This is a genomic window from Plantactinospora sp. CA-294935, from assembly GCF_050936445.1.
Taxonomy (GTDB): Bacteria; Actinomycetota; Actinomycetes; order Mycobacteriales; family Micromonosporaceae; genus Plantactinospora.
On the sequence record NZ_JBNJMU010000001.1, the window covers coordinates 5285907 to 5302156 of the forward strand.

Genomic DNA, 16250 nt, shown 5'->3' on the forward strand with positions numbered 1-16250 from the left:
CATGGCCGAGCACGACATGTTCCATACCTCGGACTTGGTTCCCCTGCTTGCGGAACGAGGCGTGGCGCTGTCGCGCGAGCAGGTCTACCGGCTAGTGACTCAGCCGCCGCAACGGATGAGCATGGACACGTTGGTCGCGTTGTGTGACATCTTCGCGTGCACACCCAACGACCTGATCAAACCGGCTGTGGTCAACACTCAGACAAAGAAGGCCGCGGGGAGCGGGACCGGTTTCGTCACGCCCCTGGCCGGGCGCCGGACCGTGATCCGCCGGCCCGGCCAGTCGTGAGGAAGCCGACTCCCGACCAGTTACGGCTGCGTGCCGAACTTGCCGAGGCGCAGAGCACGATCGTCGGGCACCTGCGCCGGGCCGTCGGCCCTAGATTGACTACTGCAAATGCGCAGTCGTTGCTGGAGCAGGTGAGCGCGTGGAAGGGCCCGAACGCCCACGCGCTTGCCCGCTACCTCGTCCGCAACCCGCAGGCGCTAGTCACGCCCGGTGCTGACTTCCCGAAGCCGCTGGTGATGCTGCTGCCGTTGCTGGTCGCGGCCGGTCACGCGGACAAGGTCACCCTGTTGAGGTGCGCCGAGTGCGGCCGGTCTGATCCGCCGCCGCTGGCCAACAGCGCAGCGGGGAGGTCATGCGGCCGGTGCGTCACACGACTTCGCCGCAAGCCGTGCGCGCGCTGCGCTCAGATCACCGTCATCAGGGCGCGCCGCCCGGAAGGCGGTATCTGCAGTCCGTGCCGAGCGAAAGAGCCTGACGTGCGCGAGCAGTGCGCGGACTGCGGCCGGTCCATGCTGCCTGGTCGGCGTCTGCCGGACGGGACGGCGCTTTGTCAGAGGTGCGCGCCGAAGAACCTGGTGGCGTGCTGCCGCTGCGGCCGGCACCGGCGGGTCAACGCCCGAACCCCGGACGGACCGGTCTGCAGCGGGTGCTACTCCAGCGCCCCGCGTCTCTGTGGGATCTGCGGGACGCTCGCGCCGATCATGGCGCGGGCGACGGACAGCCACCCGGACACGTGTCGCAGGTGCCTACGGCGCCGGGAAAAGCAGTCAGCGTCTGCGGACGACACCGTCCCGGCCGCCACATCCACGGCGGGGCCGGCCCGTTTCACTGCGACAGATGCGTTCCACAGCCGGTCCATGACTGCCGCGTATGCGGTCGCCACAGGGTTGTGAAGACCGTCTCGCCGCTCGGCCCGCTTTGCAACGCCTGCTATCGGCGCGGCCGCACGACGCCGCGAATCTGCGGTTCGTGCCGGCGCCGGCGCATCCTCGTAGGCCGGGCACCCGACGGCGGTGGCCTCTGCGTTACCTGCTGCGCTGCCGACGAGCCGTCGCGCGTCTGCGGCACGTGTGCCCAGCCCGGCGATCTCCTGCCCGGCGGCGCCTGTCCGCGCTGCAGCTTGGAGGGCCGGGTGGCCGACCTCCTGAGCGGCGACGACCACATTGTTCCCGAGCGACTCGGCCCGCTCGCGGCAGCACTGACCGGCATCGACAATCCCTACCGGATGCTCGCGTGGATGCGGCGCAGCCCTGCGGCGCGGCTACTCGCCCGGCTCGCCGGCCAGCCGGACGGCCTGACCCACGAGGCCCTCGACGCTCTGCCCCAGAACGTGACCACCGCGCACGTCCGCGGCCTGCTCGTCACCGCCGGCATCCTTCCCTCACGCGACGAGAACCTCGCCCTGCTCGTCCACTGGGTCGCCCGCACCCTCACTACGCTCCCGCCGGCGCACGTCACCCTGATCCGCGCGTTCGCCGAGTGGCACGTGGTGCGCGACGCGCGGCGCCGATCCGCGCGCGGCCGGTACACCTACGTCGCCTACAAGGGAGACGCCAACAACATCCGCGCCGCCACCCGAATTCTGGCCTGGCTCGGCGAGCAGGAACTGACACTGCGCACGCTGGACCAAGCGCACCTAGACACCTGGGCCTCAGGCACACCCACCCTGAGGGTCGGCAGTATCCCCTTCATCCGCTGGGCCACCGCACGCGGCCTCACCACCGGGTTGACGATCGCCCACCCACCCAATCGGCCGCCGAGCCACTTTCAGGTCGACGATGTCCACCAAGAGGAACTGCGGCAATGCCTTACCGACGCGTCGCTACCGCTGGAAGTACGCATCGCCGGTGCTTTGACCCGCCTCTACGCCCTTCCGCTGACCCGAATCGTCGAGCTCACCGTCGGCGACTTCCACCGCGACACCGACGACGCCTACCTGACGATCAGCCGCCGGCCGGTGATCCTGCCGCCGTCGCTGGCTCAGCTCATCGACGACCAGATCACCGCCACCACGCCAGCCGATCATCGCGCCGCCAGCACCGTATTCCTGCTGCCCGGTCGAAGCCCCGGCCGCGCCCGCAACCCTGCCGGATTGTCCAACACGATGCGTCACCACGGGCTTGCTGCCCGCGCCGCCCGCAACACCGCCATGATGCAGTCCCTGGCCGACCTCCCGCCGATCGTGATCGCCGACCTGTTCGGCATCCATCCCGGCACCGCCCACCGGTGGGCCCAATTCGCCGGAAACCGCTGGTCGGACTACCTCGCCACCCTGCACGACACCGCACCCGCCAACCGGTCGCTGACATGAGGATCCATCAGCAGTGTCCAGCCTCGGTCAGCGGGCCGCCGGCGTCGGCGAGGTTGCGCTGAGCCTCGGCGCGGCCCGTGGTGACGTCTGCCGCCTGGAGATCAAGACGAATCCGGACCAGGCGGCCTCGGTGCCGGACGCGGCCGAACGGGCCGTCCAGCGCTGTGTCGACCTCCACCTCGGCAACGACGGTCGGCTCGACGGGGATGAACGCCACCGGTTCCCGTTCGGCGAAGTTGCCCGTCCATCCGGCCGGGAGGGGACACGGCCACGGGTGGCCGGCGCTGGGCCCTCGGGGAACGATATGGCGCGTAGTGCGCGGGCCAGCTCCTGTCGGTCCTCGGCCTTCACCGGATGAGTCTGTCCGACGAAGCGGAGGGTCCCGTGGTCATCGAAACGGCCGAGCAACAACGTCATCGGCCGGTCGCGGGCGCCGGTCACCCCGCCGATGACGAATTCTGCGGTGTCATGGGCACGGACCTTCGTCCACAATCGAGCCCCTGGGCGATACAGGCTGGCCACTGGCTTGATCACGACGCCCTCGACGCCACCGACGCCCAGGTCGCGAAGCCAGCTCACCGCAACGCCCCTGTCGGTGGTCTGCGGGCAAACAGCGATCTGCGGGGGTGTGTTGCGTAGCAGCCGTTGCAGCTTTGTCCGGCGGACGATCAATGGCTGGTCGAGCAGTTCCACGCCGCGGCCATCACGGAGCAGATCGAACGCGACCAGGTGAGCCGGGTGTCTGCGGATGGTCTCCGGCAACCGACGGCCTGCGGTCAGCCGGCGCTGCAACAGTGAGAAGCTGCTCCGGCCGCGCTGGGTGTCCCGGACCAGCAGTTCACCATCAAGCACCGTTCTGACCGGCATGGTGGCCCTGAGCGAGGACACCAGATCGGGGAACAAGCGGGTGAGATCCGCGCCCTGACGCGACTGGATCCGCACGCCACCGGCAGTGCGCCAGATGATCGCCCGAAACCCGTCCCACTTCATTTCGAAGGCGGATCTGCCTGCCGATTCGGGCATCGCTCGGGCGGCGACCGCGCGAACCGGGTCCAAGGGCCAGCTCAGCACGACGGGTTCCTCTCACGGTCGAAAACCCCGACGTTAACCGGTTAACAAAGGCCCTGAGCTGCGAATACGCCGAATTAGCTACTTTGCCAGGACGGCCAGACGGCGCGGGCAGCCCATCACGTCCAGCGACGGGCACACTGGTGCCGAACTGCCAGAAACGCCTCGACAGGGTTGAAGCGGCGCCCGAAGTGCGGAAGGAGTATGCGTTCGCCGGGCCGTTGCCACGCCCGCTTGGATAGTCTGGGCCACCCCTTGACATCAAAGAACCTGGGATGTCTGCCGCGCTCCGCGCGCTACCCAAAGTCACGGCGAGTTCGGGCGGCCGATGTGCGGATCTGCCGATGTCAGAGCACTCGATCGTGGTTGGCGCCCGTGAGCCAGCACGGTCAGTTCCTGCCGGTTGAAGGAGTGGCGCGGGATTCCGGGGCCGTGACTGCGCAGTCGAGGGCGGGGATTGATCGGCTCAGCAACTCGGCCGACGGGTCTGCGGGGCGTGGACTGGTCGAGGATGCGTGGGTTCGACAAGTGACTGGGTCACGGTCCCGTCAACCGGTGGTGGGGCTTGGCCGACCCGCGCGGCTGCTTCGTCTGGCCGCGCATAGGGTGTTGTATGCGTGGTCGAGCAGCCGGGGTAGGTCGTGTTGGCCGTCGCTTTCGACCCACGCGGCAAGCGAGGTCCCGGTGATGGCGAGGTAGGCGGCGACGATCGGGCGTAGTTCGGGTTCGGGCCGAGCGCTGCGGCTGATGAGCGCGTCGACGAGATGGCGTTCGGTTTCCTGCTGCCGCTGCCACAGATGCGCTTGCGCAGATGGCGTTTCCAGGATGATCCGGTGGCATTTTCGTAGCATTTCTAGATCGGTTGGGTCGATTTCAGTGAAGGTCAGCATCGTGGCGCGATGGAGCGCAGTAAGCGGCGGCTCGGACTTCGGGCGCCGCGCGACGTGTTCTGCCAGTGCTGTGTCGTACCCGCTCATGTCGAAGACGGCGCTCTTGTTGGCGAAGTACCGGAAGAAGGTCATGTGCGAAACCCCGGCCGCTTCGGCGATCTGGTTCACTGTTGTGGCGTCGTAGCCCTGCGTGAGAAATAGCCGCAAAGCGTGGCGCATCAGCGCTCTCCGCACGTTCGCCTTCTTCTGTTCCCGCAGGCTAGGTCTCATTGCGGGTACCTGTGAGAACGCGGTCGAGCCACTGTCCGAACCGGACTGGATCGGGATGGCCGTGCCAGCCGAGATGCCCGTCAGGGCGCACGACGAGCGCGTGTTCGTCGTCTGCGGTGTACAGCTCGCTGACCAGGTTGGCGCCCAGCCGTTGCTGAGCGAGTTCCGCGAGTCCGTTACGACCGTTGAGCACCACCCAATGGCCACGCAACTCCGCATGCAGCCGCGTCTTCGTGTCGTCCATGCGTTGGCATGGCAGGTCGGGCACTCGGTCGCCGCAGCGCAGTGTTCCATAACGGCGGTTGGGGCGCGGCACCAACGGGCCACTGTGGTAACTGATGCTCAGCTGCGAAGCCCTCTGCCAGATGCGACGCTGCACAGCCGGCCGGTTGACGAGTGGCAGGACGATCCGGTCGCGTACGAACAGCAGCATCTGATTGCGGCTGCCCAGTACCTTGTCGACGCCACCGACGGCTCCGACGACCGCCTCGGCCACCGGGCGTCGCTCGGCCTCATAGCTGTCGAGTAGCTGCTCGCTGGCGCGACCAGCCGCGACCAACGCGAGTTTGAACGCGAGGTTCTCCGCGTCGCCGAGGCCGGTGTTCATGCCTTGTCCGCCGGTAGGACTGCTGATATGCGCGGCGTCGCCGGCCAGGAAGACCCGACGGTCGCGATAGGATTCGGCCAGCCGTTGATGGACCCGAAACACCGAAGTCCAGGCCACGTCTTCGATCGGTCCGGCGCCAGCGCCGAGCCGCGAAAGCCGTCGCGCCAACAGGGCCGTGATCGCCTCGGTAGGAAGGCTGCCTTCCTGGTCCGGCGGGTGAGGCGCCATCAGCCGCCAACGATCGTTGCCCGGCAAGGGAATTGCGACGATCCCTTCCCCTGCGGCGGTCCACATTCCCGCGTAATGCCGATCCGCCGCCAGCCGAACCGTCACGTCGGCCAGCAGGAACCGCTCCGGTGAGCTACGCCCGACCAGCCGTATGCCGGTGCTCTTCCGCACGATGCTGCCTGCGCCATCACAGCCGACCAGCCACCGCGCCGCGATCTCGGCGCCGCCGGCCAACCGCGCCACCACCCGTTCCCCGGACTGCTCGACACCCAGCAGCGTTTCACGCCATTCGACCTGTCCGCCAAGCTCCGCCACCCGGGATCGGAGTTGCGCCTCGATATCCGCCTGCGAAATGACCAGCGCACGGCGGCCCCGGAGGATGTCTGCGGTTGGCAGCGCCAATCGGACGCGCTCCACCCCATCGATCCGAACCACGGTGCCCGCGATCGGAACCGCGCGGTCCGGAAGATCACCAAGCGCACCGAGGCGATCGAGCACCTCCACGCCCCGCGGCTGCAAACCCAACGCCCGCGACGTTGCGGCCGGACCCGCGGCGCCGTCGATGATCTTCGTCTCCACCCCCACGGACAGCAAACCACACGCCAGGCCCAAGCCGGTGGGGCCGGCTCCGACGATCAACACGTCGATCACCATAAAGATGTTAGCTGCTAACATTTGGCATGGCAATCGAGTCACAGTTACGACGGTCCACGGTCCGCGCTGATCGGTGCGCGCACATCTGCCGCCGAGCGCGCGCACCGCCAGGTCCTCTGCGAGCTACGCACCGTGACGACCCCAGGAGGCGTGTGGGGCGCGGTCATGTCGATTTGAGTGTGCCCTGGCCGGCCGACGCAGGCGGTTGCGCGTTTGCGCTGGGGACATTGCGGGAAAATACCGACGTCATGCGGGTGATGACCTACAACCTCTGGGGCATGCATGGCGAATGGCCTGCCCGACGTACAGTTCTCGCCGCTGAACTTCGATGCCTGAGGCCGGATATCGCCGTGTTGCAGGAGACGGTGGTGCGGGACGCGTACGACCAGGTGACCGATCTTCTTGGCGAGGAATATTACGTCGTACATCAGCGAGGTCGTACGGGTGATGGGACCGGAGCCTCGATCGCCAGCCGTTGGCCGGTGACGAACGTCCGCCAGCACTTTCTCCACGTCACTCCCCGGGTCAACACGGCCGAACCATGGATAGGTAGCGTCGCGCTGGCGGAGGTGCAGGCGCCCATGCCTTACGGGCGGATACTGCTGGTGCACTTCAAGCCGTCATGGCAGTTCCACTTGTCCTACGAGCGGGAGCTTCAAGCCCATTCCGCTGCCCGCATGGTGGAGCAGGCAGTGGCCACCGACGCGCCTAACCACGTCATACTGGCCGGTGACTTCGATGCCGCTCCGGATTCCGCTATGATTCGCTTTTGGTCTGGGCGGCAGTCACTGGGTGAGCTCAGCGTCGCATATCGCGACGTGTGGGAAGACGTGCACGGGACCGAGGGTGGCCACACCTTCGTTCCCGACAACCCTCTACGCGTACACGGCGGGATCAGATTCGAAATCGGCCGGCGCATCGACTACATCTTCGTCCGCGCTGATCAATGGGGACCGACGCTGGCCGTTGCCGAGTGCTCGCGCATACTGGACCGGGCCATCGACGGCATCTGGGCCAGCGACCATTTCGGTGTGACCGCTCGGTTGGAACCGCCGACCTGAGCGTCGTCGACCGTGCTTGCTCCGGTCGTGGGTAGGAAATTTCCCCCCAGCGAAAGCGGGGTGGCAGCGGTCAGGTTCGAGAACGTGTGCCGTCGGTGGATTGATGTCCCAGCACAGCGGGCAGATGCGCGGATCTGCCGCCGACCGTGCGCGGCACCCCAGCCGGAGCCGTCACGCTTCGTGCAGCGTTCGGCGCCGGTGAGGCGCGGAACTGCCGATGTCAGTACGTCGCTTTTCTCAGGCGGTACGTCCTACCGATCACACGACTCACATCGCTGAAGTTCCACCACGCTTGCTCTTCGCCGTCGTTGACGATTTCCAAGAGCTGCTACGCGTTGCGCACGAGCATCCCGCGGCGAGCGGCGTTCGGCACAGGTGGTGGCCGATGTGTCTTGACGATGATGCTTGAGCGGCCCGCCGTCTGCGGGCTATCCGCTCGTTCGCGCAGTCCGCCATCCGCGCTTCACGTCCGTCGTCCACCAAACGACCGTAGTCACCGCCTTCGGGCGGCTTCGCCCTGGTTGATCGGGTCCGCGCGAAGACGGCAGGGCACCCGATAAACCCGAATCAGCCTCATTTGCCCACTGGGTGGCCTACAGTCCACTTGGCGGGGACAGTCGACCCGCCGAACGAAATCGATCGAGAGGTGTCGAATCGTGATGCCGCCGCTCAAGGGCGGGCCGGCTCGAAGCCTGCTCTGCCTACTGGCCGTGCTGGCCTTCCTCGTGGGGGCCGTGAACGCTGCGGGCCCCGTTGCCGCGTCCACCGGCGCGTCGGACGTGGATGACTTCTACCAGTATCCGAGCCAGGAGATGCTGGCGAGGACGTCACCGGGAGAGATCCTGGCGTCCGAGCCGATGACGGTCTCCTCCGACCTGCAGAACGCCAGCTCACAAGCGGTGCGGATCATGTACCGCTCGATCGGACTGCACGGGTCGCCCATCGCGGTTACAGGCTTCCTCCTTCTTCCCCGCGGTGACACTCCTCCGGGCGGGTGGCCAGTGACCGCGTGGGGTCACGGCACAACGGGCGTGGGGCCGGTCTGCGCCCCCTCCCGTCTAGCGAACCTCTACCCGTACTCCGACCAGTACGCCGAGACGGACGCGATCGTGCGCCTTCTGCAGGATGGCTACGCGGTCGTCGGCACGGACTACCCAGGACTGGGCTTCCCTGACACGCTGGCGAACTTCCCCCAGGCGGATCTCGAAAGCCGAGCCGTGATCGACAGCGTCTTGGCGGCACACCAGCTATCGCCACATCTGGCACGGCAGTGGTTCGCCGTGGGCCACTCGCAAGGCGCGGCGGCAGTCCTGAGGGTCGGACAGAACGCAGCCCGCTGGGCACCGGGGCTACTCTTCCTCGGCACCGTGGCACTCGCGCCACCCAGCCATTTCAACGAGATTCTGGACGACATGGCAGCTGCCCAGCCGCCGGTCAACCCGGGGCTGGCCGCACTGGGCGCATACGTGGCGGTCGGGGCCCACCTGTACTCGCCCCGCATCCGATACACGGATGTGCTGGTACCAGAACTCGCCGCCCAGATCCCAGTGGTGAAGAGGCTCTGCGAAAACGAACTCACCATCTACCTGACCAACGTGCAGCTCAATGGCATCGTCAACCCCGACTGGGCCAGCAACCCGACGCTGCGGCGGTTCGTCGACACCCTCGAACCGGCAACGGACCGCTCTACCAGGCCGGTTCTACTTCTGCAAGGCGGACAGGATCAAACGGTTCCGGCCGCGACAACGACCGCGCTCAACACCCAACTGTGCGGGTTCGGCGACGTCGTCGACTATCGCGTCTACCCCGACGCCGACCACGAAAGCGTGCTAAGTGCCGCGGACAAGGACATGGCCGCGTGGATGCGCGACAGACTGCAAGGGCACCAGGCGCCGTCGACCTGTCCTCCAGTGCAGCCTGCCACATGACGGCGTGGTGCGCACAAGGTGCATGAAGATTGGCCTAGCGGTTGATACTGCCGTAAGGCGGTAACTGGCCCGCCCCGGGGCGCACTCATCTGCTTGATATGCAGGTAATCGTCGTTGACCCATTGCCGGTGTTGGTGGTGGGTTCGATGGAGAGGTTCCTGCATGTCCGTCTGGGTCGATCTTGTGCTGAGGCGGTCGAGGACCGCGGCTGGTGATCTTGTTGTCCGGTTCGGCATGCCGTTGCTGGACGCCTATCTGGAGTTCCTGTCGGTGCGGTCGCGGCCGAACACTGTGGTCGCGGTCGCGTATGACCTGAAGGTGTTCTTCACCGTGGTCGGTAAGGCGCCGGGTCGGGTCGTCGCGGCCGACGTTCTGGCGTTCGTAACCGCGCAGTATGCCGGCGGCCCGGCACGGCGGTTGCAGGCCGCCGGTGACGGCGCTGGCGTGTCGGCCCGGACGGTCCGGCGGCGGCTGTCAAGCGTGTCCGGGTTGTTCGCGTTCCTGCAGGCCCGCGGTGATGTCGAGGCGAACCCGGTGCCCCGAGGCCTGCCGACACGCCGCGAACGGCAGCGACCCCGTCAGGGCGTGCCGCTGGTACGCACGCCACGCACCCTGCCGCGGATTCTGTCTCCGGTTCAGGTGGATGCGCTGCTGGCGGCGTTGCGCACGCATCGGGACCGGGCCATGTGTGAGGCGATGGTGCTGGGTGGACTGCGCCGCTGTGAGGTCCTCGGTCTACGGCTGGACGATCTGCAGGTCGCTGCCCGGCGGGTGTTCATCGCCGAGGGCAAGGGCGGCCATCAGCGGCAGATCCCGGTCTCCGGCCGGTTCTTCACCTCCGTGGCCGCCTACCTGCACCACGAACGCCCGCCCGGCATCGCCACCGACCGGCTGTTCGTGGTGCTGAAAGGCCCTCGCCGGGGCCGGCCACTGTCACCGGCTGGGCTGGATCAGATCCTGGACTCGGCCCGGCAGCGGGCCGGGCTGGACACGGTGACCTGCCATCAGCTGCGGCACACCTGCCTGACCCGGCTGCGGGAGGCCGGGATGGCCTTGGAGGCGGTCCAGGCCCAGGCCGGGCACGCCTCGATCGAGTCCACCCGCATCTACCTGCACCTGGCCGACGACTGGCTGGCCTCGCAATACCGGCGGGCCGCCGAGGTGATCGACGCGCAACTGTTCTCCGGAAAACCGTTGCCCCGCAACGGCGTCAGCCTGATCGAGGGGGGACGGTGAGCAGCCCTCGGCAGCTCCCCGGCTGGGACCAGCTCGCCACCGAGATCCCTGACATGGTGACACCGATGCGCCGCTACCTCGACCAACTGACCTGCATCCTGCGGCCGGGCAGCGTGAAAAGCGCCGACCTGGCCCTGCGATCCTTGGCCGCGTTCCTGGTCGAGCAGGCACCCGAGGTCCGCCACGTCGCCGACATCCACCGCCGGCACATCGAGGGCTTCCGCACCTGGCTCACCGCCAGAACCGGCTACCGCACCGACAAGCTCACCCCGGCGACCCTCGCGCACCGGCTCGGCACCCTGCGCATCTTCTTCGTCCGCATCAGCGACTGGGACTGGCCCGAAGCTCCCGCCCGGATCCCGATCATCCCCGCCGACCTGCCGCGACAGGACCACCCCCTGCCAAAGGCCCTCGACGACGCGTCCGCGGCGAAACTGCTACGAGCCGCCCAAACCCAGCCCCGCGTGCTCACCCGTGTCGTGGTCGAAGTGCTGCTGCGCACCGGGCTACGCGTCGGCGAGTTCACCGCCCTGCAAGCCGACGCGATCGTGCTCATCGGCGCCGCGCACTGGCTGCACGTCCCGGTCGGCAAACTCCACGAGGACCGCTACCTGCCCCTGCATCCGCACCTGGTCACCCTGATCGGTGACTACCGCAACGTCCACGTCCACGCCGACAACCCGCTACTGCTGCCCCGCGAGAACGGCCGCCCGCTCGACCGGCACACCGTCACCCGGCTGATCAACAAAGCCGGCACCGCAGCCGGTCTCACCCACATCCACCCGCACCAACTCCGGCACACTCTGGCCACCCAGGCCATCAACCGCGGCATGACCCTCGAAGCCATCGCCGCCCTCCTCGGACACCGCAGCCTCGACATGACCCTGCGCTACGCCAAAATCGCCAACCGCACCGTCGCCGACGAATACTTCGCCGTCACCGAAAAGGTCGAATCCCTTTACCAGCAAGGAAAACCCCTACCCGCCGACACCATCGGGCCCCGCATGGCCCAACTTCGCCGCGAACACCACCGCCTGCTCGGCAACGGCTACTGCACCCGCCCACCCGAACTCGACTGCGCCTTCGAAGCCATCTGCGAGACCTGCACCTTCTTCCAAACCAGCATCGAGTTCCGGCCCACCCTGCAACGCCAGCACGACCACGCCGCCGCCAACAACCAGACCCACCGCGCCGACCTGTTCACCCGGCTCCTCGATGGCCTCGACCAACAAGCATCATGATCAACTTGACAAGGATTACCTGCATAATGCCGCGATCCGCGCTCGTCCTTCCGTCCTTCGGTGACCCAACGTAGTTAGATCAGGCAGCCGTCCTGGTGAACGACGCGGTCCTCGATGCACTCGACCGTCGATCCGTCGGCTTGGTGTTTGTAGGTCATCGTGTACCTGGCTCTGCGCTCCAAGCCGTACCCCGACAGCAAAGGAATAGTGCACACATCGAATACCCGCGCTTCACCAGCAGATCCGCCCCACCAGTGGGTATGGATCACCGCATGGATCCCGGGCGGGCCGGGAGAACTCGACCGATACTGGGTCAGCCGGCCTGTCGACGGCAACCTCACACCAGCCGGCGAAGTCTGCCTGGGCCTCAAACCGGGCCAGGCGTCCCAGCTTCGCCACATCCTGTCCGCGGCCGACCTCGGTGCGAAGCGCAGGAACGGACCGCGCCCAGTAGCACCCGTCGTCTCAATGACCGTCGCCGGACACGGCAAACCGTCCGGATGGCTACGCGACCCCGTGATCACCGAGATGCACATCGACCCGACGGGACCACAGATCCGATAATCGCGCCTAGCCCAGGCGGCCCGCATGCCACGTACGGGAGAACCGCCATCTCGCCGGTCTGCCCCCGTTACCCCCGCTCGTCATACGGCGGCCTTGCCCACTGAGAGCGTGTTTGAAAAGCCCGACGGTTTGACTCGAAGTGACGGCCGGGCGTCGCGATACGAGAAGGTCTGCGCCTCTTGCAGCAGAGTGACCGCCGGCTAAGATCATCTGGTGCGGGTCCTGGACACCCTTACCCTGCGCTGGTCGCTGCCTGTGCGGGGCTCGGCTAGGCTGGCCTGGAATGCCGATGGTGAAGTGAGCACTTTCGGTTCGTCGTACGTCGGTGACGGACTGGGCTCAGTCTTGCAGGCGGCGTTGGATCTCCAACTCGGATCGAGTGCCACAATCGCGTACCTTCCCGGCGAACCGGGTGGCCATCTGATCTTCTTCGCAGGCGCTGCGGACGACACCGTTTACGTCCAGATCGTGCTCTTTCCCAACTTCGAGAGTTCCACGACCAGCAAGTGGGCCGGTGCGACGCCGCGGTGGGAAGGCCGACTGTCCGTGGCTGGGTTCATCACCGCTGTTCGCGCCATGGCCGAGGCTCTACTGCAGGCATACGGCGAGGAAGGTTACCGCGAGGCGTCGGGCGGGTTCCGGTTTCCTGCTGGGAAACTTGCCGCGCTCCAATGCGGTTCGGGTGATGGCGGTAGGGGTTAGCTAGAGGTCCTTGCCTGCTGACGGGTGGCGGGGCTGCCTCGGGCTAGGCGGCGGGTCATGGTGTTGATCGCGGCCCAGCGGATCATCGCCTCCGAGGTGGCTGGGTCGCGTTCGTAGTCGCGGGCGAGGCGGCGGTGAGCGGTGAGCCAGGCGAGCGTTCGCTCGACCGGCCACCGTCTGGGGACCAGGACAAAGCCTTTCTGGCCTGGAGGTTTGCGGACGACGTGCAGGGTCATGGTCAGGATCCGAGTAGCCCAGTCGACGAGGCGGCCGGCGAAGCCGGCATCAGCGAGGACGTACCGGACCGGTGTGGTGAGGTAAAGGCTGAGCAGGGTGGTCTTGGCGCCGTCGCGGTCCTGGACGCTGGCGGCGCAGACCATGACGACGAGGATGAGGCCGAGGGTGTCGGTGACAATGAATCGCTTCCGTCCGTTGATCTTCTTGCCGGCGTCGTAGCCCCGGCTGTCCCGGCCCACGGTGTCGGCGGCCCTGACGCTCTGGGAATCGATGATCCCGGCGGACGGCTGGGCGTTGCGGCCCTGCTGGAGGCGGACCTGTTCGCGGAGATGGTCGAGGATGCGTTGCGTGACTTCCTCCTGCTCCCAGCGGACGAAGTACCAGTAGACGGTCTGCCATGGCGGGAAATCGGCCGGGAGCTGCCGCCAGGAGCAGCCGGTACGGACGACGTAGAGGATGGCGTCCACGACAGTCCGGCGGGGATGCTTCTCCGGCCGGCCGCCAGGGCGGGGTGATGGAAGCAGCCCGGCGATGTGACGCCACTGGGCGGTGGTCAGATCGGAGGGGTATCGACGCTTGCGGGAAATGCGAAGGGCAACGAGGCATCCACGATCATTAGCCGCACACCTGGTGTGACCTACCCCTTCTCAAACACTGACTGAGAGGCCGGCTCGGTGATGGGTTGATGGCGCGGACGGCCGCTACGTTAGGCGCGTGGACGACGAAGCGGACGGCGACTACACCCTCAAGTCGGCGGACGCTGGCCGTATGGGGAAGGCGGCTGAGCACCTCGTCGCGGCCTTCTGCATCCTGGCGACGCGAGGGGACCTCAACGTGTCCACCTCGCTCGTCGATGACGAAGGCGTCGACCTGGTCTTCCATCGGCGCGGGTCCACGGCAACGCTCGCCGTACAGGTCAAGGCTCGGATGTCCGACAGCAAGCGCATCCAGTCCGAAGGCTTCGTTGCCTTCGTCCGGTCCCAGACTTTCGTTGCCCGAGATGACCTGGACATGCTCTTCGTCGCGATCGATGTCGTTCATGGGATCGTGATGAAGGCATGGCTCGTCCCCAGCAAGACCTATGCCAGTACCCTCGGCGAGCCGAACAGCCGGGGCCGCTGCCGCTTCACCCGCGTCGATGAAGGATGGTTCCAACGACCGATGGAGACCCTTCCGCTTGGAAGCGCATGAACTGCCTCCTGCGGTACTGCGGCGGCTGGAGCAACTGGAAGGCGTATAGATCACCCCAGACGCCGACCGAGTCCCGGCGGCACCAAGCGCATGTATCGTGGCAGGCTCGCAGCGTGGGCTCGGCGAGCGGTCCGGGGCGGTCCGGCTTCGCCGACGGACACGCCTGACCACCTCTGGTCCGAGGGCTCGCGCGAGACCGGCGAGCCAGCCCATACCGATCGTCGCGGCAGACGGTCGTGTCGTTTGAGCAGCGCGCAGTTCGGTGACCCGCTCCGATAAACCGGGCCGACTTGTTGATCGGGACTGCTCGTCGGACAAGCGTTGTACGCTCATCCGCGCGTGCGCCTTCCGGCAAAGCGGGCTTGACGACCAACTTTCGCGTTTCGACGCCCGCTGCTAGTGCCGCGTCAGGCAATGTTCGCCCTGTGACGACGCGCCGTGTGGATGCTGGTTCGGAGGGCGTGGTGTCGCCAGGCTGGCGGGGTGACAGAACGAGTACGGGTCCGCGGGATCGATGACGACGAGGGGCAGCGGCTGCGGCGGATCATCCGTAGGGGCACCGGTTCGGTGGTGACCTGGCGGCGGGCTCAGATGGTGCTGCTGTCCGCGCAGGGCATGCCCGTGGGGAAGATCGCCGAGGTGACATTCACCAGCGCGGACCGGGTCCGGGACGTGATCCACAACTTCAACGCCGACGGCTTCGACTCGCTCTACCCGAAGTACAAAGGGGGCCGACCCAGGACCTTCACCCTGCCCGAGCGGCGTGAGATCAAGAAGATCGCCAAGTCCAAGCCAGCCGAGCATGGCCTGCCGTTCTCGACCTGGAGCCTGGCCAAGCTGGCCGACTTCCTGGTCGCCGAGGGGGTGATCGACGACATCAGCCACGAGGGCCTACGGGTCCTGCTCCGCGAGGAGGGCGTCTCCTTTTCAACGGTTGAAGACCTGGAAGACCTCCCGCGACCCGGACTATGCCGCCAAGAAGGCCCGCGTCGAGCACCTCTACGCGATCGCCGACGGCGAGGTCGTACCCGAGGTCGGCGAGCCCGAGGTCGTGTTCTGCCTGGACGAGTTCGGTCCCCTGAATCTCCAGCCCCATCCTGGCCGGCAGTGGGCCGAGCGGGGTGGACGGCACAGGGACCCTGATCGGGAACCCCGGGCACGCCGGCGGGCGACCTACACCCGCCCGCACGGCGTCCGGCACCTGTTCGCCGCCTACGACCTGAGCACGGACCGGCTCTACGGCCACATCAAGCCGAAGAAACACCGGACACGGTTTCTGGAGTTCTGCCGATACCTGCGCAGCCTCCACCCACCCGAGATCCGCATCGCGATCGTGCTCGACAACGACTCTCCGCACCTGAGCACAAAGAAGGACACCCGTGTGGGTGACTGGGCCGCGGCGAACAACGTCGAGTTCGCCTACACGCCGACCAACAGTTCCTGGCTCAACCGCATCGAGGCGCAGTTCACCGCCCTGCGCTACTTCGCACTCGACGGCACCGACCACACCAGCCACACCGAGCAGGGCAGCATGATCCGCCGATACATCATCTGGCGGAACAACCACGCCGTCGACGAACGCCTACGCCAAGTAGTCAACAGGGCGAACGTTGCCTGATGCGGCACTAGCTGACCTCCTCGTGAGCGGGCAGCCTGATCGTGCAGGTGCGGGTGCGGCGCCTGGTCTGCCGGGCCGGGGTGGGTTGGGCACCGCCGTCAGCGAGGGGTGGCGCGCATGACATCTACCGGGTACAGCGGATCGGTACCCCTGGC

Annotated in this window: 13 protein-coding genes and 1 pseudogene; 10 read left to right on the forward strand and 4 right to left on the reverse strand. The window is 67.0% G+C overall.

What is annotated here, in order from left to right; translation table 11 throughout:
* Window position 1 precedes the first annotated feature (1 nt).
* On the forward strand, window positions 2-289 hold the full coding sequence (locus ACQEVC_RS23670; RefSeq protein ID WP_432881202.1) for a helix-turn-helix domain-containing protein: 288 nt from the start codon (window positions 2-4) through the stop codon (window positions 287-289).
* Between the two features lie 1132 nt (window positions 290-1421).
* Window positions 1422-2600 (forward strand): hypothetical protein, encoded by a 1179-nt coding sequence (locus tag ACQEVC_RS23675; protein WP_432881205.1) that lies wholly within the window; start codon window positions 1422-1424, stop codon window positions 2598-2600.
* A gap of 27 nt (window positions 2601-2627) precedes the next feature.
* Here the strand turns inward: ACQEVC_RS23675 and ACQEVC_RS23680 are convergent, their stop codons facing one another.
* The 3 genes from ACQEVC_RS23680 to ACQEVC_RS23690 form a co-directional block, all read right to left on the reverse strand.
* Entirely contained in the window at window positions 2628-3671 is a 1044-nt protein-coding gene (locus tag ACQEVC_RS23680; RefSeq protein ID WP_432881207.1) for an ATP-dependent DNA ligase, read from the reverse strand.
* A gap of 545 nt (window positions 3672-4216) precedes the next feature.
* On the reverse strand, window positions 4217-4792 hold the full coding sequence (locus ACQEVC_RS23685) for a TetR family transcriptional regulator (RefSeq protein WP_432881209.1): 576 nt from the start codon (window positions 4790-4792) through the stop codon (window positions 4217-4219).
* A gap of 25 nt (window positions 4793-4817) precedes the next feature.
* Complete coding sequence (locus tag ACQEVC_RS23690) at window positions 4818-6317, reverse strand: FAD-dependent monooxygenase (protein ID WP_432881211.1); 1500 nt, start codon at window positions 6315-6317, stop codon at window positions 4818-4820.
* Between the two features lie 257 nt (window positions 6318-6574).
* On the opposite strand from ACQEVC_RS23690, the gene ACQEVC_RS23695 reads away from it, so the two are divergent.
* From ACQEVC_RS23695 to ACQEVC_RS23715, 5 genes are all read left to right on the forward strand, one after another.
* Window positions 6575-7378, forward strand: coding sequence for an endonuclease/exonuclease/phosphatase family protein (locus tag ACQEVC_RS23695; protein ID WP_432881213.1), 804 nt, complete (start codon window positions 6575-6577; stop codon window positions 7376-7378).
* A 659-nt stretch (window positions 7379-8037) separates the two neighbouring features.
* On the forward strand, window positions 8038-9306 hold the full coding sequence (locus tag ACQEVC_RS23700) for an alpha/beta hydrolase family protein (RefSeq protein WP_432891662.1): 1269 nt from the start codon (window positions 8038-8040) through the stop codon (window positions 9304-9306).
* Window positions 9307-9468: 162 nt separating this feature from the next.
* Window positions 9469-10542, forward strand: coding sequence for a tyrosine-type recombinase/integrase (locus ACQEVC_RS23705; protein ID WP_432876570.1), 1074 nt, complete (start codon window positions 9469-9471; stop codon window positions 10540-10542).
* Window positions 10539-11783 carry a tyrosine-type recombinase/integrase gene (locus ACQEVC_RS23710; RefSeq protein ID WP_432876572.1) on the forward strand — a complete coding sequence of 415 codons (1245 nt, stop codon included), beginning with the start codon at window positions 10539-10541 and terminating at the stop codon, window positions 11781-11783. The genes ACQEVC_RS23705 and ACQEVC_RS23710 overlap by 4 nt, the downstream gene beginning before the upstream one ends.
* Before the next feature lie 777 nt (window positions 11784-12560).
* Window positions 12561-13049 carry a hypothetical protein gene (locus ACQEVC_RS23715; protein WP_432881216.1) on the forward strand — a complete coding sequence of 163 codons (489 nt, stop codon included), beginning with the start codon at window positions 12561-12563 and terminating at the stop codon, window positions 13047-13049.
* On the opposite strand, the gene ACQEVC_RS23720 is transcribed toward ACQEVC_RS23715, so the two are convergent.
* A complete protein-coding gene (locus ACQEVC_RS23720; RefSeq protein ID WP_432891665.1) occupies window positions 13046-13873 on the reverse strand; it encodes an IS5 family transposase in 828 nt (275 codons plus the stop codon). The two genes, ACQEVC_RS23715 and ACQEVC_RS23720, sit on opposite strands and share 4 nt — an antisense overlap.
* A 127-nt stretch (window positions 13874-14000) precedes the next feature.
* On the opposite strand from ACQEVC_RS23720, the gene ACQEVC_RS23725 reads away from it, so the two are divergent.
* The 3 genes and pseudogenes from ACQEVC_RS23725 (at window position 14001) to ACQEVC_RS23735 (ending at window position 16095) form a co-directional block, all read left to right on the forward strand.
* The gene (locus tag ACQEVC_RS23725; protein ID WP_432881218.1) at window positions 14001-14477 is read left to right on the forward strand and encodes a hypothetical protein; all 477 of its coding nucleotides are present in this window, start codon (window positions 14001-14003) and stop codon (window positions 14475-14477) included.
* 444 nt (window positions 14478-14921) lie between these two features.
* Window positions 14922-15368: pseudogene (locus tag ACQEVC_RS23730) on the forward strand (helix-turn-helix domain-containing protein); the annotation flags it as partial.
* 43 nt (window positions 15369-15411) lie between these two features.
* Window positions 15412-16095, forward strand: a complete 684-nt coding sequence (locus ACQEVC_RS23735; protein WP_432881220.1) for a transposase — start codon at window positions 15412-15414, stop codon at window positions 16093-16095.
* The last annotated feature ends 155 nt before the right edge of the window (window positions 16096-16250 follow it).